The organism is Micromonospora sp. NPDC049645 (genome assembly GCF_040675155.1).
GTDB lineage: Bacteria > Actinomycetota > Actinomycetes > Mycobacteriales > Micromonosporaceae > Micromonospora.
This window is the reverse complement of the sequence record NZ_JBFAOI010000001.1, coordinates 314,150-340,531: the sequence shown is the minus strand read 5'-3', so window position 1 is coordinate 340,531 and position 26,382 is coordinate 314,150. Positions and strand designations below refer to the sequence as shown.

Annotated in this window: 25 protein-coding genes; 14 read left to right on the top strand and 11 right to left on the bottom strand. The window is 72.2% G+C overall.

Annotated elements, in window-relative coordinates; genetic code table 11:
• Positions 1-8 precede the first annotated feature (8 nt).
• From AB0J33_RS01665 to AB0J33_RS01655, 3 genes are all read left to right on the top strand, one after another.
• The gene (locus AB0J33_RS01665) at positions 9-968 is read left to right on the top strand and encodes a hypothetical protein (protein ID WP_363608769.1); all 960 of its coding nucleotides are present in this window, start codon (positions 9-11) and stop codon (positions 966-968) included.
• Entirely contained in the window at positions 965-2,227 is a 1,263-nt protein-coding gene (locus AB0J33_RS01660) for an adenylosuccinate synthetase (protein WP_363608767.1), read from the top strand. The genes AB0J33_RS01665 and AB0J33_RS01660 overlap by 4 nt, the downstream gene beginning before the upstream one ends.
• A 73-nt stretch (positions 2,228-2,300) precedes the next feature.
• Complete coding sequence (locus tag AB0J33_RS01655; RefSeq protein WP_363608765.1) at positions 2,301-2,921, top strand: DedA family protein; 621 nt, start codon at positions 2,301-2,303, stop codon at positions 2,919-2,921.
• A 34-nt stretch (positions 2,922-2,955) separates the two neighbouring features.
• On the opposite strand, the gene AB0J33_RS01650 is transcribed toward AB0J33_RS01655, so the two are convergent.
• Both AB0J33_RS01650 and AB0J33_RS01645 read right to left on the bottom strand, forming a co-directional pair.
• Positions 2,956-3,597: a response regulator transcription factor gene (locus tag AB0J33_RS01650; RefSeq protein WP_363608763.1), complete on the bottom strand. Its 642-nt coding sequence runs from the start codon at positions 3,595-3,597 to the stop codon at positions 2,956-2,958.
• On the bottom strand, positions 3,594-4,745 hold the full coding sequence (locus AB0J33_RS01645) for a histidine kinase (protein WP_363608761.1): 1,152 nt from the start codon (positions 4,743-4,745) through the stop codon (positions 3,594-3,596). Before AB0J33_RS01645 ends, AB0J33_RS01650 begins: the two co-directional genes overlap by 4 nt.
• Positions 4,746-4,912: 167 nt before the next feature.
• On the opposite strand from AB0J33_RS01645, the gene AB0J33_RS01640 reads away from it, so the two are divergent.
• On the top strand, positions 4,913-5,581 hold the full coding sequence (locus AB0J33_RS01640; protein WP_363610160.1) for a VTT domain-containing protein: 669 nt from the start codon (positions 4,913-4,915) through the stop codon (positions 5,579-5,581).
• Here AB0J33_RS01640 and AB0J33_RS01635 read toward each other — a convergent pair.
• Positions 5,556-6,194, bottom strand: a complete 639-nt coding sequence (locus tag AB0J33_RS01635) for a TetR/AcrR family transcriptional regulator (protein WP_363608759.1) — start codon at positions 6,192-6,194, stop codon at positions 5,556-5,558. The genes AB0J33_RS01640 and AB0J33_RS01635 overlap by 26 nt on opposite strands.
• A 68-nt stretch (positions 6,195-6,262) precedes the next feature.
• Between AB0J33_RS01635 and AB0J33_RS01630 the strand changes: the two genes are divergently transcribed.
• The 3 genes from AB0J33_RS01630 to AB0J33_RS01620 all read left to right on the top strand — a co-directional run bounded on the left by AB0J33_RS01630 (position 6,263) and on the right by AB0J33_RS01620 (position 9,687).
• Positions 6,263-6,715 (top strand): SCP2 sterol-binding domain-containing protein, encoded by a 453-nt coding sequence (locus AB0J33_RS01630; RefSeq protein ID WP_363608757.1) that lies wholly within the window; start codon positions 6,263-6,265, stop codon positions 6,713-6,715.
• Between the two features lies 1 nt (position 6,716).
• Positions 6,717-7,931: an acyl-CoA dehydrogenase family protein gene (locus AB0J33_RS01625; protein WP_363608755.1), complete on the top strand. Its 1,215-nt coding sequence runs from the start codon at positions 6,717-6,719 to the stop codon at positions 7,929-7,931.
• A 193-nt stretch (positions 7,932-8,124) separates the two neighbouring features.
• On the top strand, positions 8,125-9,687 hold the full coding sequence (locus AB0J33_RS01620; RefSeq protein WP_363608753.1) for an AMP-binding protein: 1,563 nt from the start codon (positions 8,125-8,127) through the stop codon (positions 9,685-9,687).
• A gap of 12 nt (positions 9,688-9,699) precedes the next feature.
• Here AB0J33_RS01620 and purD read toward each other — a convergent pair whose 3' ends face one another.
• The 3 genes from purD to AB0J33_RS01605 form a co-directional block, all read right to left on the bottom strand.
• Positions 9,700-10,950: a phosphoribosylamine--glycine ligase gene (gene purD, locus AB0J33_RS01615; RefSeq protein ID WP_363608751.1), complete on the bottom strand. Its 1,251-nt coding sequence runs from the start codon at positions 10,948-10,950 to the stop codon at positions 9,700-9,702.
• A gap of 54 nt (positions 10,951-11,004) precedes the next feature.
• A complete protein-coding gene (locus AB0J33_RS01610) occupies positions 11,005-11,274 on the bottom strand; it encodes a type IV toxin-antitoxin system AbiEi family antitoxin domain-containing protein (RefSeq protein WP_363608749.1) in 270 nt (89 codons plus the stop codon).
• A gap of 201 nt (positions 11,275-11,475) precedes the next feature.
• The gene (locus AB0J33_RS01605) at positions 11,476-12,765 is read right to left on the bottom strand and encodes an adenylosuccinate synthase (RefSeq protein ID WP_363608747.1); all 1,290 of its coding nucleotides are present in this window, start codon (positions 12,763-12,765) and stop codon (positions 11,476-11,478) included.
• A 124-nt stretch (positions 12,766-12,889) separates the two neighbouring features.
• Here AB0J33_RS01605 and AB0J33_RS01600 point away from each other — a divergent pair, with 124 nt between their 5' ends.
• Both AB0J33_RS01600 and AB0J33_RS01595 read left to right on the top strand, forming a co-directional pair.
• The gene (locus tag AB0J33_RS01600; RefSeq protein ID WP_363608745.1) at positions 12,890-14,008 is read left to right on the top strand and encodes a diacylglycerol kinase family protein; all 1,119 of its coding nucleotides are present in this window, start codon (positions 12,890-12,892) and stop codon (positions 14,006-14,008) included.
• 92 nt (positions 14,009-14,100) lie between these two features.
• Positions 14,101-16,419, top strand: coding sequence for a chromosome partitioning protein (locus tag AB0J33_RS01595; RefSeq protein ID WP_363608743.1), 2,319 nt, complete (start codon positions 14,101-14,103; stop codon positions 16,417-16,419).
• Positions 16,420-16,464: 45 nt separating this feature from the next.
• On the opposite strand, the gene AB0J33_RS01590 is transcribed toward AB0J33_RS01595, so the two are convergent.
• The gene (locus AB0J33_RS01590; RefSeq protein ID WP_363608741.1) at positions 16,465-16,893 is read right to left on the bottom strand and encodes a DUF3151 domain-containing protein; all 429 of its coding nucleotides are present in this window, start codon (positions 16,891-16,893) and stop codon (positions 16,465-16,467) included.
• Positions 16,894-17,141: 248 nt separating this feature from the next.
• Here AB0J33_RS01590 and AB0J33_RS01585 point away from each other — a divergent pair, with 248 nt between their 5' ends.
• Positions 17,142-18,335, top strand: a complete 1,194-nt coding sequence (locus AB0J33_RS01585; RefSeq protein ID WP_363608739.1) for a hypothetical protein — start codon at positions 17,142-17,144, stop codon at positions 18,333-18,335.
• A gap of 50 nt (positions 18,336-18,385) precedes the next feature.
• Here the strand turns inward: AB0J33_RS01585 and fbaA are convergent, their stop codons facing one another.
• A complete protein-coding gene (gene fbaA / locus AB0J33_RS01580) occupies positions 18,386-19,411 on the bottom strand; it encodes a class II fructose-bisphosphate aldolase (RefSeq protein ID WP_124771129.1) in 1,026 nt (341 codons plus the stop codon).
• Between the two features lie 135 nt (positions 19,412-19,546).
• Positions 19,547-19,930, bottom strand: a complete 384-nt coding sequence (locus tag AB0J33_RS01575; RefSeq protein WP_363608736.1) for a phage holin family protein — start codon at positions 19,928-19,930, stop codon at positions 19,547-19,549.
• Positions 19,931-20,053: 123 nt separating this feature from the next.
• Here AB0J33_RS01575 and AB0J33_RS01570 point away from each other — a divergent pair, with 123 nt between their 5' ends.
• Together AB0J33_RS01570 and AB0J33_RS01565 are read left to right on the top strand one after the other, a co-directional pair.
• Positions 20,054-20,266 carry a hypothetical protein gene (locus AB0J33_RS01570; RefSeq protein WP_363608734.1) on the top strand — a complete coding sequence of 71 codons (213 nt, stop codon included), beginning with the start codon at positions 20,054-20,056 and terminating at the stop codon, positions 20,264-20,266.
• Positions 20,267-20,409: 143 nt separating this feature from the next.
• A complete protein-coding gene (locus AB0J33_RS01565) occupies positions 20,410-21,978 on the top strand; it encodes an LPXTG cell wall anchor domain-containing protein (RefSeq protein WP_363608732.1) in 1,569 nt (522 codons plus the stop codon).
• Positions 21,979-22,071: 93 nt separating this feature from the next.
• Here AB0J33_RS01565 and AB0J33_RS01560 read toward each other — a convergent pair whose 3' ends face one another.
• The gene (locus AB0J33_RS01560; RefSeq protein WP_363608730.1) at positions 22,072-23,133 is read right to left on the bottom strand and encodes an LCP family protein; all 1,062 of its coding nucleotides are present in this window, start codon (positions 23,131-23,133) and stop codon (positions 22,072-22,074) included.
• Between the two features lie 2 nt (positions 23,134-23,135).
• Positions 23,136-23,615, bottom strand: a complete 480-nt coding sequence (locus AB0J33_RS01555; protein ID WP_363608728.1) for a SigE family RNA polymerase sigma factor — start codon at positions 23,613-23,615, stop codon at positions 23,136-23,138.
• A gap of 182 nt (positions 23,616-23,797) precedes the next feature.
• Here AB0J33_RS01555 and AB0J33_RS01550 point away from each other — a divergent pair, with 182 nt between their 5' ends.
• Positions 23,798-25,372: an LPXTG cell wall anchor domain-containing protein gene (locus AB0J33_RS01550; RefSeq protein ID WP_363608726.1), complete on the top strand. Its 1,575-nt coding sequence runs from the start codon at positions 23,798-23,800 to the stop codon at positions 25,370-25,372.
• Positions 25,373-25,501: 129 nt separating this feature from the next.
• On the top strand, positions 25,502-26,323 hold the full coding sequence (locus AB0J33_RS01545) for a DedA family protein (RefSeq protein ID WP_363608724.1): 822 nt from the start codon (positions 25,502-25,504) through the stop codon (positions 26,321-26,323).
• The last annotated feature ends 59 nt before the right edge of the window (positions 26,324-26,382 follow it).

Sequence of the window (26,382 nt, the reverse complement as noted above, 5' to 3'; positions counted from 1 at the left end):
GAGCTGTCATGGGCAGTGGAATCTGGTCCACCGACGTGTACGACGCCGCCGACCGCTACCGCCGGTCCACCGGCAAGAGCGCCTTCTCCTACAGCGACAGCGGGGCACGCACCGTGCACCCCGCGCTCGACCCCCGGGACGCGACCCGCGAGAGCCGCGACTCCGACGAACACCCCCGGTCGACGCCCGTCGCGGTGCTCTTCGACGTGACCGGCTCGATGCGCACGGTGCCGCGCGTCCTACAGACCAAGCTGCCGCAGCTGCTCGGGCTGCTGCAACGGCAGGGCTACGCCAGCGACCCGCAGATCATGTTCGGCGCGATCGGCGACGCCACCTGCGACCGGGTGCCGTTGCAGGTGGGCCAGTTCGAGTCGGACAACCGGATGGACGACGACCTCGGCCGCATCGTCCTCGAAGGCGGTGGCGGCGGGCAGATGACCGAGTCGTACGAGCTGGCCATGTACTTCATGGCCCGACACACCGCCACCGACAACTGGGAGAAGCGCGGTCGGCGCGGATACCTGTTCATCATCGGCGACGAGCTGGCGTACCCACGGGTGAAGGCCCGGGAGGTCGCCGGTCTGATCGGCGACGACCTGGCGCAGGACGTGCCGCTGCGGCAGGTCGTCGACGAGGTGACCCGCCGCTGGGACACCTACTACCTCCTCCCCGCCGGCAGCCACTACGCCGGCAACGCCACCGTGCTCGACTTCTGGCGGGACCTGCTCGGGCAGAACGCCGTCGTGCTCGACGACCTGGACGCGGTCTGCGAGACCATCGCGCTCACCATCGGCCTCGGCGAGCAGGCCATCGACCTGGACGAGGGCCTTCGCCACCTGGACCACGCCGGTTCCACCGCCACCGGCACCGTGTCGAAGGCGCTGGCCCGCCTCGGCCGGGGACGCCGGGCCGAGGTGTCGACGCTGCCCGCCTTCACCGACACCACCGGTGGGGTGACCCGGCTGTGAGGCACCTGGCGGTGGTCGACCTGGGCTACGGCGACGCGGGCAAGGGCACGGTGGTGGACTGGCTCTGCGCCACCCGTCGGGTGCACACGGTGGTCCGCTTCAACGGGGGCGCGCAGGCGGCACACAACGTCGTGCTGCGCGACGGGCGGCACCACACGTTCGCGCAGTTCGGTGCCGGCACGTTCCATCCCGGCGTCGGCACGCACCTGTCCCGGCACGTGGTGGTGGACCCGTTGGCACTGGCCGCCGAGGCCGACCACCTCGCCACGGTCGGGGTGCCCGACGCGCTCGACCGACTCACCGTCGACGGGGAGGCGCTGCTCGCCACCCCGTACCACCGGGCCGCCAACCAGGCCCGGGAGATCGCCCGGGGAGCCGACCGGCACGGCTCCTGCGGGCTGGGGGTGGGCGAGGCCGTCGCGTACGGTCTCGCCCACCCGGACGACGCGCCCCGGGTCGCCGACTGCGACCACCCGGCGCTGCTGCGCCGGAGGCTGGGCATCCTGCGGGATCGGCTGACCGCCGAGCTGGGCCCGCTGGACGCGCCACCGGTTGCGGACTGCCTACCCGCGTTCAGCGGGTTCGCCGAGCGGGTTGCCATCGTCGACGGCAACTGGCTCGCCGCGGCGCTGCGCACCGGGACCTGCGTCTTCGAGGGCGCGCAGGGTGTGCTGCTCGACGAGTGGCACGGCTTCCACCCGTACACCACCTGGAGCACGACCACCTTCGCCAACGTCGACAGCCTGCTCGCCGAGGCGGGTAGATCCGGCGAGGTGACCCGGATCGGGGTGCTCCGGCTGGTCACCACCCGGCACGGGCCGGGCCCGCTGGTGACCGAGGACCCGGCGTTGCCGTTCACCGACCCGCGCAACCCGACGAACCCGTGGCAGGGCCGGTTCCGGTTCGGCCACTTCGACGCGGTCGCCCACCGGTACGCCCTCGCCGCGGCCGGCGGCGTCGACGGCCTGGCGCTGACCCACCTCGACCTCGCCGACCCCGCCCTGCGGATCTGCCGTCGCTACGACACCACCGACCGGCTCACCCCGGGCCCGCCCGGCGACCTGGACCGGCAGGCCGCGCTCACCGCCCGCCTGCTGCGCTCCCGTCCGGTGTACGACGACCAGCCACCAGACTGGGCCGAGGCGGTACGCGCGGAGCTGGACGCACCCGTGGTGCTGACCTCGCACGGCCCCACCGCCGACGACAAGACCCCGCACGGCCCGCTGCTCGCCCCACCGGCCCTGGTGCACGCCGGCTGACGACTGGACGGCCGAAGGCCCGTGATCCGGCGACTCGCCCACCGGGCCGGTCGCACCCGGCAAGCATGGGGGCATGGAAGCCCTCCTCGACCTCCTCCGTGGGACGGTCACGTCGCCGTGGGTGTACCTGGTGATTTTCGGGCTCACCGCGATCGACGGGTTCTTCCCCGTGGTGCCGGGCGAGGCGGCGGTGATCACCGCGGGGGTGCTCGCGGCGAGCGGTGGGCACCCCAACCTGGTTCTGGTGATCGTGAGCGCGGCCATCGGCGCGCTGGTCGGCGACCATGTCTCGTACGCCATCGGACGGGGCGGGGGCGCCCGCCGACTGGCCCGCCTCCCCAACGGCAGCCGCCGGCGGGCCAGCTCAGAGTGGGCCCGCCGAGCCGTGCAGCGGCGTGGCGGAGTCATCCTGACCACCAGCCGGTACGTGCCGGGCGGCCGGACCGCCGTCACCCTCACCATGGGCGCGGTGCGCTATCCCCGCCGCTCCTTCCTGCTGTACGACAGCATCGGCGCCGGCACCTGGGCGGTGTACTGCGGGCTGCTCGGCTATTTCGGCGGGCTGGCGTTCGAGCGTGAGCCGGTGAAGGGCGCGCTGGTCGGGGTGGGTTTCTCGGTGGTCGTCACGTTCGGGCTGGAGGGGATCCGGTGGCTGCGCCGCAAGGCCCGCCGCCACGCCTCCTCCCGCCACTGACCAGCTCGCGGCGACGGGGGCCGGGGCGGGGGTGTCACAGCAGGTCGGCGTCGTACACCAGGATGGCCAACTGCACCCGGTTGCCCGCGTGGAGTTTCGCCAGCGCCCGGCTGACGTGCGCCTTGACGGTGGCCTCGCTCATCGTCAGCCGCCGGGCGATCTCCGCGTTGCCGTGCCCGCGCGCCACCTCCCGGACGATCACCAGCTCCCGCTCGGTGAGCGGTGCGAGCCGCTGCCGGGCCGCGTCCCGGCGGGCCGGGCCACGCTCGGCGAACGAGCTGATCAGACGCCGGGTCACCGTCGGGGCGAGCATCGCGTTCCCGGCGGCGACCGTCCGGACGGCGGCGGCCAGCTCGCGGGGCGGGGTGTCCTTGAGCAGGAAGCCGACCGCGCCGGCCCGCAGCGCCCGGTGCACGTACTCGTCGAGGTCGAAGGTGGTCAACATGATCACTTTCGATCCGGCGGCGACCACCTCGGGCGCGATGGTCAGCCCGTCAACGCCCGGCATCCGCACGTCGAGCAGCACGACGTCGGGGCGCAGCCGTTGGGCCTGTTCCAGCGCGCCGGCGCCGTCCGCCGCCTCACCGACCACGGTTATGTCCTCCGCCGCCTCCAGGATCAGCCGCAGCCCGGCCCGGACCAGTTGCTCGTCGTCGACGACCACCACCCGGATCACGCCGCGCCCGCCAGCGGAATCAGGGCCCGGACCAGGAAGCCGTCGTCCACGGCAGTCGCCTCCAACCGGCCGCCCAGCAACTCCACGCGCTCACGCAACCCCAGCAGCCCCTGCCCGGCGCCGGGCAACGCCGGCCCGCCCCCGGACGGGCCGTTACGGACCAGCACCTCCAGCCCGTCCGGCAGGTAGCGCAGGCAGACGGTCGTCTCGGCGTCGGCGGCGTGCTTGCGCACGTTGGTCAGCGCCTCACGGACCACCCGGTAGGCGGTACGCCCCAGCGTCGCCGGTAGTGCCCTCGGCACGCCCTCGTCCTGCCGGGACACCCGCAACCCGGCGGCACGGGACTCCCCGATCAACTCGTCCAACGTGTCGAGCCCTCGCTCCGGCGTCACGGCCGGCCCGGTCTGGCGCAGCACGCCCAGCACCTCGCGCAGGTCGGTGAGCGCCTGCCGGCCGGTCGTCCGGATCAGCGCGGCGGCCTCGACGGTCGCCGGGTCCCTGGCGGTCACCTCCAGCGCCCCGGCATGCACCACCATCAGCGAAACCCGGTGCGCCACCACGTCGTGCATCTCCCGGGCGATCCGGGTCCGCTCCTCGGCGCGGACCCGGTCGGCGCGGGCCTCCTGCTCACGCTCCAGCCGCTCGGCCCGATCCCGCAGCGCGGCGAGCGTGTCCTGGCGGGCCCGCACCCAGAGGCCGAAGACCAACGGCAGCCCGACCAGGCAGGCGGCGAGCAGCAGCACGTTGCCGGTGGTGGCGGTGGTGATCCGGCGTACGCCACCCACCGCCAGCCCGACCAGCACCCCACCGGTCAGCACCACTGCCGCACCGGCGAGGTAGCCGACGAGTTGGCGACCGCGCAGCCGCAGACCCGCCTGGTACGAGGCCAGCACCCCGGCGGCCGCCGCGGCGAGCACCCACCAGCCGACCGCCGCGGCCAGGAACAACGGCCAGCGGCGGGTCCGGATCGTGCCGGCGGCCCACGCCGAGGCCAGCGTGATCAGCAGCACGACCGCTCCCGGCAGCGGCGAGCGGACTCCGATGTCACCGGCTGCGCTGGCCCAGACCGCTGCCCCCACCGTGACGGCGAGCAGCAGCGGGCCGTACCGCTGGACGACCCGCCGGAGGGCGACGGCGCTGGAGGCCACCCGACGAGCCTAGGGCTCGGCCGACGGATCGGGTCGCCCCGCGACGCCGTACCCGGGTGAGGTGGGGGATGACCCCGACCCGCCGTCCGGGCCGGCCGCTACCTAAGTAGTGCCGCCCGCCTGACCACTGGCCGATGGCAGGGGCCGCCGCCGGCACGAGCATCGGGATCATGGATCTGCTCGACCTGCTGCACGAGACGATGTCCTCGCCCTGGGTGTACCTGGCGATCTTCGCGATCGCGGTGCTCGACGGCTTCTTTCCGGTGGTGCCGAGCGAGACCGCGGTGATCACCGCGGGGGTGTTCGCGGCCTCCGGCACGCCGTACCTGCCCGCGGTGGTCCTGGTGGCCGCCGCCGGGGCGCTGGTCGGCGACCACATCTCGTACGCCATCGGACGGGGTGGCGGGGCGCGGCTGCTGGACCGGCTGCCACCGGACGGTCGACGTCGGGCCGCCATCGAGCGGGCCCGCCGGGGCATCGCGACGCGCGGTGGCCTGATCCTCACCGTGGCCCGCTACGTGCCGGGCGGCCGGACCGCGGTCACCCTCACCATGGGCGCGGTGCACTATCCCCGGCGACGGTTCCTGGCCTTCGACGCGCTCGCCGCCGGCTCGTGGGGGCTCTACTCGGCGCTGGTCGGCTACCTCGGCGGGCTGGCCTTCGAGCAGGACCCACTGCGTGGTCTCCTGCTCGGTCTGGGTCTCGCCCTGACGGTGACGGTGGTCGTCGAGGTGGTCCGTTGGCTGCGCGACCGCCGCCGCGCGGGGCGGGCCGGCGAGGCCGGTACCGACGCTGTCTCCGCCGGGGCCGTCAGTCGGCCGGCGGACGCCAGGTGACACCGTGCAGGAGTTGGGCGGCACCGAGCCAGGCCACGTTCATCATCCGGGTGGCCGTCTTCTCCGGCTCGGCCTCGGGGTGGTCGGCGAGCCAGTCGGCCAGCGACTCGGAGGCGCCGACCAGGGCGTACGCGACGACCTCCAGGTCGATGGCGGCGATCTCGCGGCCCTCGGCGCGCAACGCGTGGTCGAGCATGCCGGCGACCACCTCGACCAGCCGGGCCCGCATGGTGGCCAGCTCGCCGGCGAACGGCTGCTCGCCCCGGGCCTGCCGGTAGAGCACCGCCCAGCCGTCCCGGTGGGCCCCCACGAAGCCGAAGAACGCCTTCAACCCACGCCAGAGCCGCTCGTCGGCTGCCAGGTCGGGGGCGGCGGCGCCGGCGATGGCCTGCATCATCCGGGTGCCCTCGCGGTGCAGGCAGGCGACGAAGAGCTCCTCCTTGGTGCCGAGGTACGCGTACACCATGGGTTTGGAGATGCCGGCGTCCTCCGCGATCTCGTCCATGCTGGCGGCGTGGAAGCCGCGCCGGGAGAAGACCTTGACGGCCGCGTCGAGCATCTGCTGCTCGCGGACGGCGCGGGGCAGACGCTTGAAGGCGGGGACGCTGGACACCTTGCGAGCATACCTACTCGTGCGTAGGGTTACGCGCGAGTAGCCAAATCTTCCGGAAGGCGCACCTGATGACTGACTTCGACCCGGCCACCTTCGCCAACGTCGGCCCCAAGGAGTTCGCCCAGCTGGTCAAGTCCACCCCGGACGACAAGATCGCCCAGGTGATGTCCGGTGACCTGCGCGGCAAGGTCCTGGGTGAGGTGTTCGGCCGGATGCCGTCGCTGTTCCGCGCGGACCGGGCCGGTTCCACCAACGCGGTCATCCACTGGGTCATCACCGGTCGCCCCGACGGCGGCAGCGACACCTACGAGGTGGTCATCGCCGACGGCAAGTGCGTCGTCAACGAGACCCCGCAGCACGACCCGAAGCTGAGCCTCACCATGGGCCCGGTCGAGTTCCTGAAGATCGTCTCCGGTGGCGCCAACCCGGTGATGATGTTCATGACCGGCAAGCTGAAGGCGAAGGGCGACCTCGGCCTCGCGGCCAACATCGCCAACCTGTTCGACATCCCCAAGGCCTGACATGGCTGAGTTCTCGCTCGACCTGAACGAGGAACAGCGGGATCTACGCGACTGGGTGCACGGCTTCGCCGCCGAGGTCGTGCGCCCGGCCGCCGCCGAGTGGGACGAGCGCGAGGACACCCCGTGGCCGGTGATCCAGGAGGCCGCCAAGGTCGGCCTCTACGGCTTCGAGTTCCTCGCCACCTGCTGGGCCGATCCGACCGGGCTCTCCCTGCCGATCGCCAGCGAGGAACTCTTCTGGGGTGACGCCGGCATCGGCCTGAGCATCTTCGGCACGTCCCTCGCCGTCGCCGCCATCTACGGCGCCGGCACCCCCGACCAGATGATCGAGTGGGTGCCGCAGTGCTTCGGCGACGTCGACTCGCCAGCCGTCGCCGCGTTCTGCACCAGCGAGCCCGAAGCCGGCTCGGACGTCGGAGCGATGCGCACCCGGGCCGTCTACGACGAGGCCACCGACGAGTGGGTGCTCACCGGCCAGAAGGCGTACGCCACCAACGGCGGAATCGCCGGAGTGCACGTGGTCACCGCCTCCGTCGACCCCACGCTCGGCTCCCGGGGCCAGGCGGCGTTCGTCGTACCGCCCGGCACCGGCGGCCTGGCCGCCACCCGCAAGCTGCGCAAACTCGGCCTCCGCGCGTCACACACCGCGGACGTCTTCCTCGACGGGGTGCGCGTACCCGGGCGCTGCCTGCTCGGCGGCAAGGACGCCCTCGACGAACGGTTGGCCCGCGCCCGCTCCGGAAAACGGGCCACCGGACAGGCCGCGATGCGTACCTTCGAGCTGTCCCGGCCCACGGTCGGCGCGCAGGCGCTCGGCGTGGCCCGTGCCGCCTACGAGTACGCCCTGGACTACGCGAAGGACCGGGTCCAGTTCGGACGGCCGATCATCGAGAACCAGGCGGTCGCGTTCGCGCTGGCCGACATGCGGATGGAGATCGACGCGGCCCGGCTGCTGGTCTGGCGTGCCTCCTGGATGGGCCGCAACAACCGCCCGTTCACGGCGGGTGAGGGGTCGATGTCCAAGCTCAAGGCCGGCGAGGTGGCGGTGTCGGTCACCGAGAAGGCGGTGCAACTGCTCGGCGGGGCGGGTTTCCTGCGGGACCATCCGGTCGAGCGCTGGTACCGCGACGCCAAGATTTACACCATCTTCGAGGGCACCTCGGAGATCCAGCGACTGGTCATCTCCCGGGCGATCTCCGGGATGCAGATCCGCTGACCCGTCGGCCCGGCCCGCCTCGGCGGGGCCGGGCCGCGGGGCCGTCCGGCCCACGATCCGTGCCGTCTTCGTCACCCCACGCCGACGCGAACTGGGCCTTCAGCCGCGCCCAGTGCATGATCAAGGAAAGACGCCCTGCTGGGCGGGGAGCCCCGTCGCCCCGTCCGCGTACCACCCCGAGGAGGTCTGCGGCATGGACCTGCCGTTCGTCGTTGCCACGCTGACCCGCCGTGGGCTGCTCACCCCCGGCGGCCCGATCCGGGTCGCCTCGCAGCTCAACGCACTGCGAACCTGGGGATGGAGCCTGGCGGGCGAACTACGCCAGGCAGCCGCCCGGGATCCCGGCCGGCCAGCCGTCATCGACGAGGACGGCGTCGAGCTGACGTACCGCGACCTGCTCGACCGCGCCGAACGGATGGCCCGATCGATGCGGGCGGGTCTCGGCGTACAGGCCGGCGACCGGATCGGTGTGCTCTGCCGCAACCACCACGGGCTGATCGAGACGATCGTCGCCGCCACCCTGCTCGGCGTCGACGCGGTGCTGGTCAACACCGGGCTCTCCGCCGCCCAGCTGGGCACCGTCGCGGAGGAGCAGCGGCTACGGCTGCTGGTGCACGACGACGAGTTCGCCGAGCAGGTCCTCGGCCTCCCCGCCGAGCTGCCCCGGCTCGACGAACGCGCCCGCGAGGAGCTGGTGGCCGGGGCGCTGCCGGGCGACCTGCACCCACCGGAGCGGGATGGCCGGATCATCGTGCTCACCTCCGGCACCACCGGAACACCCAAGGGCGCTCGCCGGCCCACGCCGAGCGGTTTCGGCCCGTTGGTGTCCATCATCGACCGCATACCCCTGCACGCCCGCGACCGGGTGATGATCGCCGCGCCGATCTTCCACACCTGGGGATTCGCCGCCCTCCAGGTCTGTCTGGCACTGCGGGCCACCATCGTGCTGCACCGCCGCTTCGACCCGGCCGCCACGCTCGCCGCCCTGACCGCGCACCGGTGCGACGCGCTGTTCGCCGTACCGGTGATGGTGCAGCGGCTGCTGGAGGTGCCCCCGCCGGACCCGCGCCCCGCACTCAAGGTCGTCGCGGTCAGCGGCTCCGCCCTGCCCGGTGGACTGGCACCGAAGTTCATGGACGTCTACGGCGACGTCCTCTACAACCTCTACGGCTCCACCGAGGTCTCCTGGGCCTCCATCGCCGGCCCACCGGACCTGCGGCAGGCGCCCACCACCGCCGGTCGCCCACCGCACGGCACCCGCCTGGAGTTGCTCGGCGACGACGGCCAACCGGTACCGGAGGGACGGGTCGGACGGATCTTCGTGGGCAACGAGATGCTCTTCGAGGGCTACACCTCCGGGGCCCACCGGGAAACCCACGACGGCCTGCTCGACACCGGCGACCTCGGCCGGCTCAACGCCGACGGGCTGCTCTTCGTCGACGGCCGGGCCGACGACATGATCGTCTCCGGTGGTGAGAACGTCTTCCCGTCCGAGGTGGAGGACCTCCTCGCGCAACTACCGCAGGTCCGCGAGGCCGCCGTGATCGGCGTGCCCGACCCCGAGTACGGCCAACGCCTGTCGGCGTTCCTCGCCCTGCACCCCGAAGAGACGCTCGACCCCGACGCGGTACGCGAGTACGTCCGGCACTACCTGGCGCGATTCAGCGTCCCCCGGGACGTGATCTTCGTGAAGTACCTGCCCCGCAACGCCACCGGCAAGGTGCTCGCCCGCGAACTGCGCCGCTACTACGGCTGACCGGCCTCGCGCTCAGCCCGGGATCGCGATCCGGCCCTCGATCGCGGCGGCGGCGATGTCGGTGCGGTGCTGCGAACCGGCCAGCTCGACCCCGTCCACCAGCGCGTACGCCGCATCCCGGGCGGCGGCCAGGTCGGCGCCGGTGGCCGTACCGCAGAGGACCCGGCCGCCGGCGGAGAGCAACGCGCCGTCGTCGGCCCGGCGGGCGGTGCCCGCGTGGATGATGCCCGGTCGGTCCGCGCCGGTGATCACGTCGCCGGTACGCGGCGCGGCCGGGTAACCCGGCGCGGCGAGCACCACCGTCACGGCGCTGCCGTCCCGCCAACGCAGCGGCGGGTGCTCGGCCAACGTGCCGGTGGCCGCCGCGTGCAGCAGCCCGCCCAGCGGCGTCTCCAGCAGCGCGAGCACCACCTGGGTCTCCGGGTCACCGAAGCGCGCGTTGAACTCGATCACCCGAGGGCCGGCGGAGGTGATCGCGAGCCCGACGTAGAGCAGGCCGGCGAACGGGGTGCCCCGACGACGCATCTCCGCCAACGTCGGGTGCACGACGTCGCGCATGACCTCGTCGACCAGGCCGGCCGGTGCCCAGGGCAGCGGCGCGTACGCGCCCATGCCGCCGGTGTTCGGCCCGGTGTCGCCGTCGCCCAGCCGCTTGAAGTCCTGTGCCGGCACCAGCGGCAACGCCGCCTCACCGTCGGTGACCACGAAGAGGCTGACCTCCGGGCCGTCGAGGAACTCCTCGATGACGACCCGCCCACACTCGCCGGCATGCGCCAACGCGGCCGACCGGTCGTCGGTCACCACCACACCCTTGCCGGCGGCGAGCCCGTCGTCCTTCACCACGTACGGGGCGCCGAACTCGTCAAGCGCCCGAGCGGTGCTGTCCTCGTCCGTGCAGACGTACGCCCGGGCGGTCGGCACGCCGGCGGCGGTCATCACGTCCTTGGCGAACGCCTTGGAGCCTTCCAACTGCGCGGCCGCGCCGGAAGGACCGAACACGGCGATGCCCTTGGCGCGTACCGCGTCGGCGACCCCGGCGACCAGCGGCGCCTCGGGCCCGATCACCACCAGGTCGGCAGCGGTCTCCACGGCCAACGCCGCCACCGCGGCCGGATCGGAAGCGTTCACGGCCCGCAACTCGGCTAACCCGGCGATGCCCGGGTTACCGGGCGCGGCGACAAGCGCGGAAACGCCCGGATCGCCCACCAGACCAAGGGCGAGCGCATGCTCCCGCCCACCGCCACCCACCAAAAGAACCCGCACGCCCGAGATCCTACTGTCCCCCTTCGCCCCGCCGTTGCGGCCAGCCTTCGGTGATCAAGAGGTTTGCGTCGGCGATGGACTCGTTCTTGACGCAAACCTATTGATCATCTTCGTGGGGAGGCCGCGATCGCCTGACGGACCGTGTGGGGGATGTACTCGGGGTGGAGGGTGAACGAAGCAGCCCCGGAGGACCCGCTGCCACCTGCCGGACCGGTGCAACTGTCGGACCTGGTCCCTGGTCAGGCCGGCACGCAGAGCCTGACCCAGAGTAACCATGCCGTCCTGCCCGGCCGCGACCTGGCGAAGTAGCTGGTGTGCACCCACACCCACACCCTGCCCAAGTGCCCTGCCCGACCAAAGCCCCTGTGGACAACCCCCGGAGCCCCTGTGGATAACTCCACCCCACCGCCTCGGTGATCAAGAGCTTTACGTCAATCTAGCGGCGAGATTCGACGCAAACTTCTTGATCACTGAGGCGGTGGGGGTGGGGTGGGTGGGTGGGTGGGGTTGGGGTGGGGGTGGGGGTTAGGGGAGGAGGGGGTGGAGGAGGACGTTTTCTTCTCGGCCTGGGCCTACGCCTACGACGCTGACCCGGGTGTTGCAGAGTTCTTCGACCCGCGCGATGTAGCGGCGGGCGTTCTCCGGCAGGTCGTCGACTGTGCGGGCCTTGGTGATGTCCTCCCACCAGCCGTCAAGCTCCTCGTAGACGGGCTTGGCGTGGTGGAAGTCGGTCTGGCTCATCGGCATGTCGTCGACCCGGACACCGTTGATCTCGTAGCCGACGCAGATCGGCACCTTCGGCATGCCGGTGAGCACGTCCAGCTTGGTGATGACCAGGTCGGTGACGCCGTTGAGGCGGCAGGCGTACCGGGCGACGACCGCGTCGAACCAGCCGCACCGGCGTTCCCGGCCGGTGGTGGTGCCGTACTCCGCGCCGATCTTGCGCAGGTGGTCACCGTTGGCGTCGAACAGCTCGGTCGGAAACGGGCCCGCACCGACCCGGGTGGTGTACGCCTTGCTCACCGCGATGACCTTGTTGATCGCGGTCGGCGGGATGCCGGCACCCACGCAGGCGCCGCCGGCGGTCGGGTTGGACGAGGTCACGAAGGGGTACGTGCCGTGATCCATGTCGAGCATGGTGGCCTGGGCGCCCTCCAGCAGCACCGTCTCACCCCGGTCCAGGGCGTCCCAGAGCATCGCCCGGGTCTCCGCGATGTACGGCTTGAGCCGCTCCGCGTACTCCAGGTACTCCTCGACGGTGGCCTCAAGGTCGATCGCCTTGCGGTTGTAGACCTTGAACAGGATCTGGTTCTTCTCGCGCAGGGCGAGTTCCAGCTTCTTGCGCAGGATGCCCGGGTCGAGCAGGTCCTGGAGGCGGATGCCGATTCGGGCGACCTTGTCCCCGTACGCCGGGCCGATGCCACGGCCGGTGGTGCCGATCCGGGACGATCCGAGGTAACGCTCGATCACCCGGTCCAGGGCCCGGTGGTGCGGCATGATCAGGTGCGCGTCACCGGAGATCCGCAGCCGGGACACGTCGACACCGCGCTCGGCCAGGCCGTCGATCTCGGCGAGCAGCACCTTCGGGTCGACCACCACGCCGTTGCCGATGACGATCATCGCGTCCGGTGAGAGCGCGCCGGACGGCATCAGGTGCAGCGCGTACTTCTGGCCGTCCGGGGTGATCACCGTGTGCCCGGCGTTGTTGCCGCCGGAGTAGCGCACGACGTAGTCGACCCGCTCACCCAGCAGGTCGGTAACCTTGCCCTTGCCCTCGTCGCCCCACTGAGCGCCGATGAGCACGATCGCTGGCATCTTTTCCGCCTCCAGAAGGCTCGGGTGCCAGGTGGCGACCGCTCGGCGAGCCCGGGGTGTCAGGTTAACAAGTAGTGACGGCGTGGCCGGCAGGGGTCGCGTCGAGAGGCAGGAGGCTCCTTCCGTGTACGACGTGGTACTGCTCACCCTCGGTTCGGAGCGGGACGCTCCCGGGGGCTGTGGCAGCGGCGGGGCCTGCTGCGGCGGTGCGACCGAGGCCGACGCCGCCCCGACCAGCCAGACCAACACCGAGCAGGCCGACGCCGAGCAGGCTGACACCAGCCAGGCCGACACCGAGCTGGCCGACAACAGCCAGGCCGACACCGACCAGGCTGACACCAGCCAGGCCGACAGCGGGCACTGCGCGACGGATCGGCCCCGGGTGCCGGTGCTGGCCTGCGCCGATGCGCTGAACAGCCGGGGCGCCCGGGTGGAGACGGTCACCGCCCGCTCCGACGCGGAGATCGACGCGGTGTTGGCTCGGCTCGACGGCCCGCCCCGCCCGGACGGCCTCATCTGGCCGGACCCGGACAGCAAGACTCGGCTGGTCGTCGCCACGGCCAGCGACGGGCAGTTGCGCGCCGTGCTGCGCCGGCTGGTCCGGCGGTACGCCCCGGCGCCGAGCCGCCGCCCGGCGGATCTGCCCGGCAACCGGACCCTGCCCGACCTGCCGCCGGTGGCCGTACTCCCGCTCGACCCGGCCCGCACCGGCACCCACCGGGACCTGGCCGCGCAGCTCGGGCTGCCCCGCGACCCGGCGGCGGTGGCCGCCGCGGTGCTGGACGGCACGCCGCGCCGGCTGGACCTGCTGCGCAACGACGGCGGCTCGGTGACCCTGGACGGGGCCCTCCTCGGCGCCGCCGACGACGCGGGCCGGCCACTGCACTGGCGTGCCCGGGTGGAGGTCGACGACACCATCCTCAGCAACGGTGACGAACCGCTGCTGGCCTGCGCGGTCGGCAACGCCGGCGGGTACGCGACGCTCGACGACGTGACGCTGCTGACCGCGCCGGACCCGGCCGACGGCCAGGTCGAGGTCGCGGTGGCCGTGCCGGTGGTCGTCCGCTCGGCGTTGGGGCGCAAGCGGGTACGCCTCGAGGTTCGGCGGGCCCGTGGCCGGGCGGTGTCGGTGCTGCCCAGGGAGGGCAAGGTGCCGTACCTCGACGATGGTGTCGAGGGTGAGCTGACCCGCAAGCGTTCCTGGTGGATCGAGCCCGGCGCCTGGGCGGTCTGGTCGATCTGATCTCGGCTGCGCCGACCGGCCGACCTGGCTGCGCCGACCGGCCCTCCTGGGCGGATGGGCCTATCCTCGCAAGAGGACTGGGGAGGGCCGTAATGGACGAGAACGCCGACCGGGCGCAGGTGCCCGGCCAGCAGCCGGTGCCGGAGCGGGACATCGAACCACTCTGGCCGCCAGATCCGGGCGACCGGGGCGCGGGTGGGGCGGTGCCCCCCTGGGCGGCGGTCGCCGAGCAGCGGGGTGGTCCGGCAGCGTCGACCACCACGCCACCGGTGGCCGCGCCGCCGATCGGTCGACCTCCGGTCCCCGGCCAGCCCGGCGCGGCGGCCCAGCCGCCGCCCTCGCCGGCGGACTACCCGTCGCTCACCGGTGCCGTTCCGGCCCCCGGAGGGTGGGGGGTCAGCGGCCCGTCCGGCACCGGATCGGGTTGGGCGCCGGCCCGGCCGAGTTGGCCGCCGCCGACCGATCCGGCCGCCGCGTCACCGCCGCCCACGACGAGCGGGCAGCCGACGCCACCGACGCCGGGCGCGCCCGGAAACAGCGGCGCGTCGGGCGGGCAGCCGAGCGCACCCACGCCGGGCGCGCCCGGAAACAGCGGCGCGTCGGGCGGGATCGGAACCCGCTCTGCCACGACACCACCCGGCGCCCCCGCGCGCCCGGACAGCCGACCGGCCGCGACCAGCGCCGCGAGCAGGGCGGGCGAGGTGGCGCAGACCGGCGACGTAGGTCCGGCCGGCGCGCCGGCCGTCGCGGGCGGCGTCGATCTGGACCTGCCGTTCACCCTGGACCAACCTGCCGCAGCCGCAAGCACCGACCGGTCCGCGCCCGCCGACAACCCCGCCAGGCCCGCCGGGCCTACCGGCCAACCCGCGCCCGCCGACAGCGCCGCCGGGGCCGCCGACGATTCGCCGGCGGCCGGACGCGCGCCGGCGGACTCCTCCGCAGCGGACCCCGCAGCGGCCGGCCCGGCGGCGCGGGCTGGTGGGCCGGGGTCGGACGGGTCCACCGGCGCACCGGCCCGGCCGGTCGCCGAGTCGCCGTGGGCTTATCCGCCGCAACGTCCGGCCGGGGCAGCCGCACCGGACGAGACCGCCGTAACGCCTCCGATCCCGCCCCCGCCGCCGCACCCGGTCGTCCCACACGTCGGCCCGGCGCCGGCGCACCCCGGGCAGCCGTTCGCCCCGGCCATTCCCGGGCAGGCGGGCCCGGAGCAGATTCCGCCTCCGCCGGATCTGACGCAGTTCGGCAACCCGCCGCCGGCTCACGCCGCGCCGCAGCACGTTCCGCCGCAGGCCGGGCCGACGACCCCACCGCCGGGGCCGTTCCCGCCCGCACCGGGTTGGTATCCACCGCCGTGGCAGCAGGGCGCGCCCGGCGCCACCCCTGGGCAGCCGTATCAGGAGGCCGACGGGGTGACCCGGGTGCCGGGCACCGCGTACCCGGACGCCACCGGTTATCCGGACGCGAGCTGGACACCGGAGGCACCCGCCGCGCCGACCGCCGAGGACTTCGCCCGCCGCCGCCAGGTCCGGCCCGCCGACCCGGTGGCGACCATGGGTGTCCGCGCGGTGGTCAACAAGATGGGCCTGCTCCGGCTCTCGCCGGGGCGACACGAGCAGGAGCTCAAGCGGGACATCGAGATGGTGCGCCGCAACTTCGGTGGTCTGCGGCAGGTGACCGTGGTCAACCCGAAGGGCGGCGCCGGCAAGACGGTGGCCATCCTGCTGCTCGCGATGACGTTCGGTCAGAAGCGCGGTGGCTACGTGCTGGCCTGGGACAACAACGAGACCCAGGGCACCCTGGGGATGCGCGCCCAACAGGACTTCCACTCCCGCACGGTGCGGGACATGCTGCGCGACCTCGGGCAGTTCCAGGGCGCGCACGGGCGGGTCGGCGACCTGTCGCAGTACGTCCGCTCGCAGGGCGAGGGGATGTTCGACGTCCTGGCCTCGGACGAGTCGGCCACCGGTGGCGAGATGTTGACCGCCGCCGCGTTCGCCGAGATCCGTGAGGTGGTCAGCCGGTTCTACAAGTTGATCTTCGTGGACACCGGGAACAACGTCCGGGCGCAGAACTGGCAGGCGTCGATGGATGCCACCGACCAGCTGGTGGTCACCATGTCGGCCCGGAACGACTCGGCGGAGACCGCCGCCCGGATGCTCGACCACCTGGAGCAGAGCGGCCGGCAACGGCTGGTCCGGCAGGCCGTGACGGTGGTGTCGATGCCGCCGTCCCGCAAGGAGATCGACCTGCCGGCCATCCAGGAGCACTTCGCGGCCCGCACCCGGGCGGTGCTGCTGGCGCCGTACGAGCGGCTCATCGACAGCGGCGAGCCGATCCGGTACGGCGGGCTGTCCTCGGCCACCCGGGACGCCTGGCTGAAGATCGCCGCCGCGGTCGCCGAAGGGTTGTAACCCGCCGACGGCCGGCCCGGTGTCGGGCCGGCCGTCGGCGTGGGGTCAGTTGCTCGCCAGCGCGTCCGCCGCGGCCGGGTCGCAGTCGCGCAGGAACTGGGCACAGCGCGCCGCCTCGTCGGCCTCGCCGATCTCGTCGGCGGCACGGGACAGCACGTACAGGCAGCGGAGGAAGCCCTGGTTGGGCTCGTGTGACCAGGGCACCGGGCCGTGGCCCTTCCACCCACTGCGGCGCAGCTGGTCGAGGCCCCGGTGGTAGCCGGTGCGGGCGTACGCGTACGCCGTCACCACCTGGCCCTGCGCGAACGCCCGCGCCCCGAGCTCCGCCCAGGCCGCGCTGTAGGTCGGGTAACCGGCGGCCACGTTGGCGTACGCCTCATCGGTGCCGGCCTCGTTGGCGGCGGCCAGGGCGGCGTCGGCCTCGTCGTTCGCGGGCAGGCGGGTGGCCGGTGGCTCTGGCAAAAGGTTCTGCATCGCCCCATTCAACCCGCTCAACAGGGCGACACGCGAGCGGGTCGGCCGACGCGTTCCGCTGAACGGCTGAGGAGTTGGTCACGCCTGCGGCCTATGCCGCAGCCTGGTGTTTTCCATTACAACTAATGGTCCGGAGCCTCCCCAGGAACCGGTAATGCGGGAGCCCGGTGGCCACGACCACCGGGCTCCTGTCCGTTCCGACCCGGCCCGAGGTTTGGCTGGCCCCGGCAGAGGGGCAGGATGGCCCGGTGCCGACCCCACCTCCCGCGGACGTCATCGAGCCGCACCTGCACGCCGGCGAGATCCAGACCCGGGCCGAGTTCGATCAGCAACTGGCCACCGGCCGGCTGACCGGGCTGACCGTGCAGGGCCTGCGGCTCGACCTCGCGCCGCTGCCCGACCTGACGGGTGTCGACGTGGCCGGCACCCTCTTCGTCGGTTGCCGGTTCGCGTCCCGGGACGTGGGCGCCGACCTGGTCCGACGCGGCGCGAACGTGGTGCCGCCGTTCTCCGGGCTGCCGTACCCGACCCAGCCGACGCACCTCTACACCCCTGACGACCTGGCCGCCGGGTTCGCCGAGGGTGGGTTCAGCGGGATGTACGACACCCGGGTGTACGACCACTACCGGGCGCACGGCGGCGCGCTGCCGGACGTCAAGGAGGCGCTGGGTCAGCGGCTGCACGACCATGGCGTGGACAACGCGCTGGCTGACGCCACCCGGGTCTGGCTGGCGGCGTACGGGCCGCAGTCGGTGGTGGGCATCATGGGTGGGCACGCGGTGCGCCGCGGCAGTCCCGCGTACCGGATGGCGGCCGTGCTGGGTTGGGAGCTGGCGCGGGCCGACCGGCTGGTGGTGACCGGTGGCGGCCCCGGCGTGATGGAGGCCGCGAACCTCGGCGCCTACCTGGCGGACCGGCCGGCGACCGACGTGACGACGGCGATCGACCTGCTGGCCACCGCCCCCGACTTCACCGACCACCACCGGTACACGGCCACCGCGCTGACGGTTCGCCAGCGGTACGCGGGTGTGCCCCGGCAGCGCGGCGACGATCTGGGCTGGGCCCGTGCCGGTGGGCTGGCCATCCCGACCTGGCTGTACGGACACGAGCCGGCGAACCTGTTTGCCGGGCGGATCGCGAAGTACTTCTCCAACGCGATCCGGGAGGACACCATCCTGCGGCTCGCCCGGGGCGGCATCGTCTTCGCGCCGGGGCGGGCGGGCACGGTGCAGGAGGTGTTCCAGGCGGCCACGAAGACCTACTACGGCACCGACGGCGCGAGCGGGGCGTACATCTTCCTGGACCGCGCCTACTGGACCACGGAACTGCCGGTGGAGGCGCTGCTGCGTCCGCTGCTGGCCGCGTCCCCGTTCGGCGACCTGTCGTCGACGATCCACCTGACCGACGACGTCCGCGAGGCGGTACGACTGCTGACGATGTGACGACGACGGCCGGCGCCCCGGGTGGGGAGCCGGCCGTCGGTGGGACGTCGTTACTTGGTCATCGTGGTGCCGGTCGAGCGCAGGTGCTCGCACGCCTCGACGACCCGCGCGGCCAGGCCTGCCTCGGCGGCCTTGCCCCAGGCGCGCGGGTCGTACTGCTTCTTGTTGCCGACCTCGCCGTCGATCTTCAGCACGCCGTCGTAGTTGCGGAGCATGTGGTCCGCGACGGGCCGGGTGAAGGCGTACTGGGTGTCGGTGTCGATGTTCATCTTCACCACGCCGTAGTCCAGAGCCTCGCGGATCTCGCTCAGCAGGGAGCCCGAGCCGCCGTGGAAGACCAGGCTGAGCGGCTTGTCCTTGCCGTACTTGGCGCCGACCGCCTCCTGGATCTGGTTGAGGATCTCCGGACGGAGCTTGACGTTGCCCGGCTTGTAGACGCCGTGCACGTTGCCGAAGGTCAGCGCCGCCATGTAGCGGCCCTTCTCGCCGAGGCCGAGTGCCTCGACCATGGCCAGGCCGTCCTCGGTCGTGGTGTAGAGCTTGTCGTTGATGGCGTTCTCGACGCCGTCCTCCTCGCCACCGACGACACCGACCTCGATCTCAAGGACGATCTTGGCCTTGGCGGCCTCGTCGAGCAGCTGCGCGGCGATCTGCAGGTTCTCCGCGACCGGCACGGCCGAGCCGTCCCACATGTGCGACTGGTACAGCGGCTCCTCGCCGCGCTTCACCCGCTCCTGCGAGATGCCCATCAGCGGACGGACGAACTTGTCCAGCTTGTCCTTCGGGCAGTGGTCGGTGTGCAGGGCGATGTTGACCGAGTACTTCTTGGCCACCTCGTGCGCGTACGCGGCGAACGCCACCGCGCCGGTGACCATGTCCTTGATCGAGGGACCGGAGAGGTACTCGGCGCCACCGGTGGAGACCTGGATGATGCCGTCGCTCTCCGCGTCGGCGAAGCCCTTGAGCGCCGCGTTCAGCGTCTGGGAGGAGGTCACGTTGATTGCGGGGTACGCGTACCGGCCAGCCTTGGCGCGGTCCAGCATCTCCGCGTAAGCCTCGGGGGAAGCGATGGGCATGTGATGCGCTCCTTACTTACCACTCTCGGCCTGCTGGCCGCTGTTCTTCATTTGTGCGCCGGACCGCGCTGTCCTCCGACCCGAAGTATCCCGTAGGTGGGGTGCGCCGGAACAACCGACCCGGGTGCGAGCCGTTCACCGTCGATCCAGGTTGTCCGGCACGACGACACTGATCAGCCAGGTGACCACGGTCATCACGATGGCTCCCCAGAACGCCGGCCAGAAGCCGTCCACCTGGAACGGCAGGTCGAGCCCGCGGGCGATGCGTTCGGTGAGCAGGAACAGCAACGCGTTGACCACCAACGCGAACAGGCCCAGCGTCAGCAGGTAGAACACGCAGCCGACGACCCGGATCACCGGCTTGAGCAACGCGTTGATCACGCCGAAGATCAGCGCCACCACGATCAGGGTGAGGACGGTGTTGCCACCCGAGCGGCCGTGCACGTCCACCCCGGGCACGATCAGCGTGGTTATCCACAACGCGACCGCGGTGATCACCAGCCGGATGAGGAAGCCCACGACACCATCCTGGCATCGGGCCGCGTCGTCGAGGGCTGATTCCGCCTACTCCGCTTTCGGGCGGTACGCCCGCACAGCCCGTACGGTGGGTGGGAACCGTGCCCCGAGACCCCGGGAGGGACGATGGGTCAGCCCGACGAGGACTTCACCCCCGGCGACCACCTCGCGCCCCACGAGCGCGACCCCGAGGCGGACCCGGCGGACGCGGTCGAGCAGGCCACCCTCGCCGGTCCCGCCGACGTCGATGGTGAGCCGCACCGCGGCCTGGAGGTCGACGACTGGGACGCGATGGAGCAGGCCCGGGTGGTCACCGGGGACGAGGACGACTACCGCTGACCCGCCGCAGGGTCGGCTGCCCGTTGCGACAGAGGTGGTCAGCCGTTCGGGCCATTAGACAAATGTCGATCCCAAAGGGTTACCGGAGGAGCCGGGGCCTCCCTAGGTTGGACGAGCGCCACCTGCACCCCACGGGAGGACCCATGCTCAAGCACTCGCTCCGCTGGCTGACCGGGCTCGGCGCCGCAGGCGCGCTGGTCGCCGCCTCGGCCACCCCCGCCGTCGCCGCACCCACAGTCGAGCCCTATTTCCAGGACAGCACCCTGGCCATCGGCTCGACGGGGACCACCCGCGCAATGTTCCTGTACGCCGGAGAGCCGACAGTCCTCACCGACGTCACCGTGCGGTACGACTACCGCTCCCTGGCCAACAAGATCACCGTGACCTCTGCCGATGGCCAGGAGTGCGCCGCGCCGGAGCCGGGCGTTCTCGTCTGCACGGAGCCCTTCGACGTCGCCCTCAACGAGCTGCCCCCTCTGGGCAGCGGGATCTACCGCAACGTGACCAAACAGGTGCGCCTCGGCCTCACCGAAGACGCGCAGCTCGGCGACTCCGGGGACGTCGCCGTCAGCTTCCAGGCCGCCGGCGGGCGGCGCGGCAGCTACACCTCACGCGTCCGGGTCGGTGAGGGGGTCGACCTGGCCGGGGGGCCGTTCACCGACTTCTCCGCCAAGCCGGGTGCGAAGTTCACGGTGCCGCTGGTCGTGGCCAACGCCGGCGACAAGACCGTCAACGGATTCGTCGCGGTCTTCGACCTGCCCTACTCGATCAGGACCAAGGACCGGTTCAGCAACTGCCGCTACTCCGACGACCACCTGGTCTCCTGCCAGTTCGACGAGGACATCCCGGTGGGCACCGGGCTCGCCACCACGCTGAACCTCGAATTCGCCAAGGACACCTACGCGCCGGCCAACCACTCCGGCTACGCCCAGTTCATGACCATTGCCGACTTCGAGGACCTGACCCGGGTGCGGGCGGCCGTCGGCGCACGGGCGGCCACCCCCGGCGGCGGCGCGAAACTGACTCTGGCTGAGGCACCCGCCACGGCGCGGCAGGCGGACCAGACCGACGTCGGCCCGGGCTACGACTACACCGGGTGGATCATCAAGGCCACCGGCAAGAACGGCACCGACCTCGCGGCGATCGGCGCCACGCTCAAGGGCGGGGCCGGCGCCGTCGTCACGGCGACCGTCGGCTTCCGGAACAACGGCCCGGCGACGCTCGACGGAACGAACGGAGACTTCGAGGCCGCCACCCACACCGACGTCGAGCTACCGCCGGGCACCACCGCCGTCGAGGTTCCCGACAACTGCTGGTTGCGGCAGGACACCACCCGCACGTACCTGTGCGCCTCGGAGATGCGCCTGGTGGCCGGGCAGAGCTACACCCTGAAGTTCCGGCTGCGCATCGACAAGGTCATTCCCAACGCCCGGGGCGCGGTGCGGGTCAACGCGCCGTGCGAGTGCCCCGGCGGCGGCGGCTTCCGGGACGACACCAAACCGGCCAACGACAGGGCCACCATCGTGGTCAACGCGCCCCAGGGCAACGGTGGCGGCGAGGGTGAAGAGGGTGGAGGCAGCGGTGGCGGTGGTTCGCTGCCCATCACCGGAGCCCCCACCGGCGTGATCGCCGGCATCGGCGGCCTGCTGCTCGTGGCCGGCGTCAGCAGCTACCTGCTCGCCCGGCGTCGGACCACCCACGTCGGCGGCTGACCACCCGCCGGACCGGCGCCCCGCCGGGCCGTACCCGGCCGGCGGGGCGTCGTCGCGTCCGCCGCAGCTCAGCGGGTCAGGACTACGCGTACCTCACCGGACGCGGTTGACCTGCTCCGGGTGCTGCGCCACCCACTGCGCCAACCGATCCTCGCTCAGCGCGGCGAGGAACGCCGGGCTCTGCCTCTGGTCCAGCGGCAGCCGGGCAGAGCTGCCCACCGGCGGGCCGACCGGGAGACTGAGCCCCACCGGCTCGACACTCTTCAGCTCGGGTAGCACCGCCACCAGCTTGGTCAGTGGGAGGCCATCGTCGTCGACCGTCAGATCCTCACCGGCGGCCGACAACAACGCGGCCAGCCGCACCGGGTTGGTCAGCACGTCCCGCGCGACCACCCGTCGGATCAGCCCGTCGACATAACGCTGGGCGTTACGGTCCCGGTCGAATGTCCCGTCCGGCAGGTACCGCCGTTGCCGCAGCAGGTCGACGGAGGCAGCCCCGTCGAGCCGCTGACACCCGGCCGGGAAGACCCGTCGGGTGTGCCAGGACCGGACCTCATCCGGCAGGCAGACCTCCACCCCGTCGACGGCCTCGGTGATCCGGCGTAGCCCCGCGAAGGTCAGCACCGCGCCGGCGTCGACGCGTACCCCGGTCAGGTCGGCGACCAACCGGCGGACCTGGTCGTAGCCGGCGTCCAGGTCGGGCCGGGGCTCCCCGGAGCCGGTGTGGAACGCGCTGTTGAGCTTGTCGACCCCCCGGCCGGGAATCGACACCTCCAGATCGCGCGGCAACGAGATGAGGTACGGCCGGCTCCGGTCGGCCGGGATGTGCACCAGCAGGATGGAGTCCGCCAACCGGTACGGCGGTTCGGCGCCCGAGCCGTCCACGCCGAGCAGCAGGACGTTCAACGCCCCGGTCGGCGAGCCGGTCGGTTGACCGGACACCGTGGAGTCCACTGCCGGACGGTCGGGGCGCAGCTGCGGCACGCCGACTCCGAGCGCGCCGAGCAGGGCGAGCGTGACGCCGGCGGCCTGGAACCGCTGTCGGCGGCGACGGCGGATGGAGGCGAGCCGGTCGATCGTGGCCCGTAGCGGGCCCGGCGACGGAGTCAGCGGCTCGTGCCGGAGAAACGCGGCACGCAGGTCGTCCTCGATCATGTTCACGCCTCCACGTATTCGGCCCGGAGCGTGGCCAGGGCTCGGGAGATGGACGAACGGACGGTCCCGACGGCGCAGCCGAGGAGGTCGGCGATCTCGGCGTCGGGCAGGTCTTCGTAGTAGCGCAGCACCAGGGCGGCCCGCTGCCGACGCGGCAACCGGGACAGCCAGGACCAGATCTGGTCCCGCTCCACCGCGGACTGGGCATGGTCGGTAAGCACCGGCACGGACACGTCGGGCTCTCCGCGCAGCAGCACCCGGCGGACCCACGAGCCACGCCGCCAGTCGACGAACTGGTTGGTGAGCATCCGGCGTACGTAACGCTCCGGTGAGTCCGCCCGGGCGACCCGGCGCCAGTTCAGCTGGACCCGGACCATGGTCTCCTGCACCAGGTCCTGTGCCTGGTGCGGATCGCCGGTGAGCATCACCGCATACCGCAGTAGCGGGGTCAGCCGCGTGTCCGCGAACTCCTCGTACGTCACTGCACCTCCCGGGGGCTCCTGCCACAGATGACGGAGACGGACCGACGGAACGTTGCGGTGGTCATTGATCAACCTTTCGGTTCGTCTTGCCAGGTGGGCGGCTTCCGGGGCTGCAAGCCGCCTTAAGGCTTCCTTAAGATCCGCAGGCTCCACCTGATCCCCCAACTGGAGGAAACCCCCTCATGCTCACCCAATCCACCCGGCGCTGGCTCGCCGGACTGGGCGTAGCAGGCGCGATCGTCGCCGCCTCCGCCAGCCCGGCCAACGCCGAGGAGGCGCCCATCGAACTGGGCGTCTACTTCAGCGACACCACGCTTGCCGCCGGTTCCGAAGGCAAGATCGACTCTCCCCTGCTGTTCGCCTCCGAGCCGGTGGTGGTCGAGGGCCTGACGGTGACGTACGACTACCGGGACCTCGACGGTGTCGTCCAGGTCAAGCCCGACTCGGCGAGCCCCGAGTGCCAGTCGCCGGAGGCCGGCGTACTGGTCTGCACCGACCCGTTCGAGATCGGTCTCGAGGAGTGGGCCTTCGGCGGCCTCTTCAACGTGGCCATGACGCCGACCGCCAAGGCTGGCGACGGTGACACCGGCAACCTCAAGGTCACGGTCAGCGCCGAGGGCCTCGCCCCGGCCAGCCACACGGCCAAGCTGCGGATCGGCGAGGGCGTCGACCTGGCCGCTCCGGGCGAGGAAGCCAAGCTGTCCTCCACCCCCGGCGGCAAGTTCAGCGCCCCGCTCACGCTCAGCAACGCCGGCAAGACCGACGCCAAGGGTGCGGTCGCGGTCTTCGACCTGGACTACGCGATCCGCCCCGAGACGCAGTACAGCAACTGCACCTACGAGGACGGTCACCTGCGGACCTGCACCTTCTCCGAGGTGACCGCCGCTGGCGAGGCTCGCTCGGTGCCGCTGCCCTACACGCTCGGCAAGGACACCTACGCGCCGGGCCGGGAGTACGGCTACTACAACTGGATGACGGTCGCCGAGTTCGAGGACTTCAGCGCCTACCTCGAGGCTGGGGGCATCTCGGCAGGGCAGCCCGGCAACGGCCCGGTGCTGAGCCTTCCGAAGGCCCCGTCCAAGGTGGCGGCGCTGGGCTTCCAGGCCGACACCGACCCGATGAACAACTGGTCCGGCATGACCGTCGAGGTCACCGGCAAGAACGGCACGGACCTCGTGGCGGTCGGCGACCAGCTGACCGGCAAGGCCGGCGACGTGGTCACCGCCACCCTCGGAGTCCGCAACGACGGCCCGGCCGCGCTGGACTTCGGTCGCATGGGCAGCCCGGTCACCAAGATCGACATCGCCGTTCCGGAGGGCACCACCGCCGTCGAGGTCCCCGACTTCTGCGCACCGCTCAACGGTGACGAGCAGGATTGGGAGAACGCCGGCACGCCGGGCGCGAAGCTCTACCGCTGCTACCCGGACATCTTCATCGGTGTCGGTGAGGAGCAGACGGTCGACATCGACTTCCGGATCGACAAGGTGATCGCGAACGCGGCGGGCACCGTCACCATCAACGCCAAGTGCGAGTGCGAGGGCTTCACCGAGGACCTGAAGCCGGCCAACGACGTCGCCAAGATCCTGGTGAACGCGGCCGGCGGCACGGGCGGTGGCGGCGGTGACGAGGATGGCGGCTCGCTGCCGATCACCGGTCAGTCCACCGGTCTGATCGCCGGCCTCGGCGCGCTGCTGCTCGTCGCGGGCGTCGGCGGCTACCTGGTGGCCAAGCGCCGCCGGACCCGCTTCGTCGCCTGACCCGTACCGCACCACCGGTGCCCCGCCGACCAGCCCGGTCGGCGGGGCACCGTCGTTGCGGCGCGTGACGCGGGCGGGTGGCGAGGGCCCGGTCCGGCGCGGCCGGGACCCTGGCCTTCGGTACCCTTTGTGGCCGTGGACACAGCTGAGAAGACCCGCGCTCTCGTGGAGAGCGTCGCCCTGAACCCGCTCGATCCCAAGGATCTGTTGCAGACCTTCGGGCTGATCGGTGTGTGGGTGATCCTCTTCGCCGAGACCGGCCTGCTGGTGGGGTTCTTCTTCCCCGGCGACTCGCTGCTGTTCCTCGCCGGGGTCGCCTCGTCGCCGGTGGCGGACGCGATCTTCGGCGACGGCACCCGCCTCTCCCTCGCCGGCCTGTTGATCGGCGGGCCGATCTGCGCGATCGTCGGCGCCCAGCTGGGGCACTGGCTCGGCGCGCGGTACGGCCGGCGGATGTTCGAACGACCGAACTCCCGGCTCTTCAAGAAGGAGTACGTGGAGAAGGCCGAGTACTACTTCCAGAAGTTCGGCCCGGCGAAGGCCGTCGTGCTGGCGCGTTTCATTCCGATCGTCCGGACGTTCCTCAACCCGGTCGCGGGCGCGCTCGGCATGCCGGCCCGCAAGTTCCTGCTGTGGAACATCGTCGGCGCGGTGCTCTGGGTGGACGGCATCCTGCTGATCGGCTATCTGCTGGCCGAGCAGATCTACGAGGCCATCGGCGACAAGATCGACCGCTACATCCTGCCGGTGGTGGCCCTGATCATCCTGATCTCGGTGCTGCCGATCTTCTTCGAGTTCCTACGCGACCGGCGGGCTCGCAAGCGCGGCGAGGCGGTCGCCGTGGTCGCCGCCGCCAGTGCCGCCGGCGCCGTGGAGGCGGCCCGCGAGTCGTTCGACCACGACCGGCACCAGCACGGCCGTCAGCGTCCCGAGCACGGTCAGGACCGCTGAGGATCACGACGACGACGGCCGGCCCCCTGGGAAGGGGGTCGGCCGTCGGCAGGTCGTAC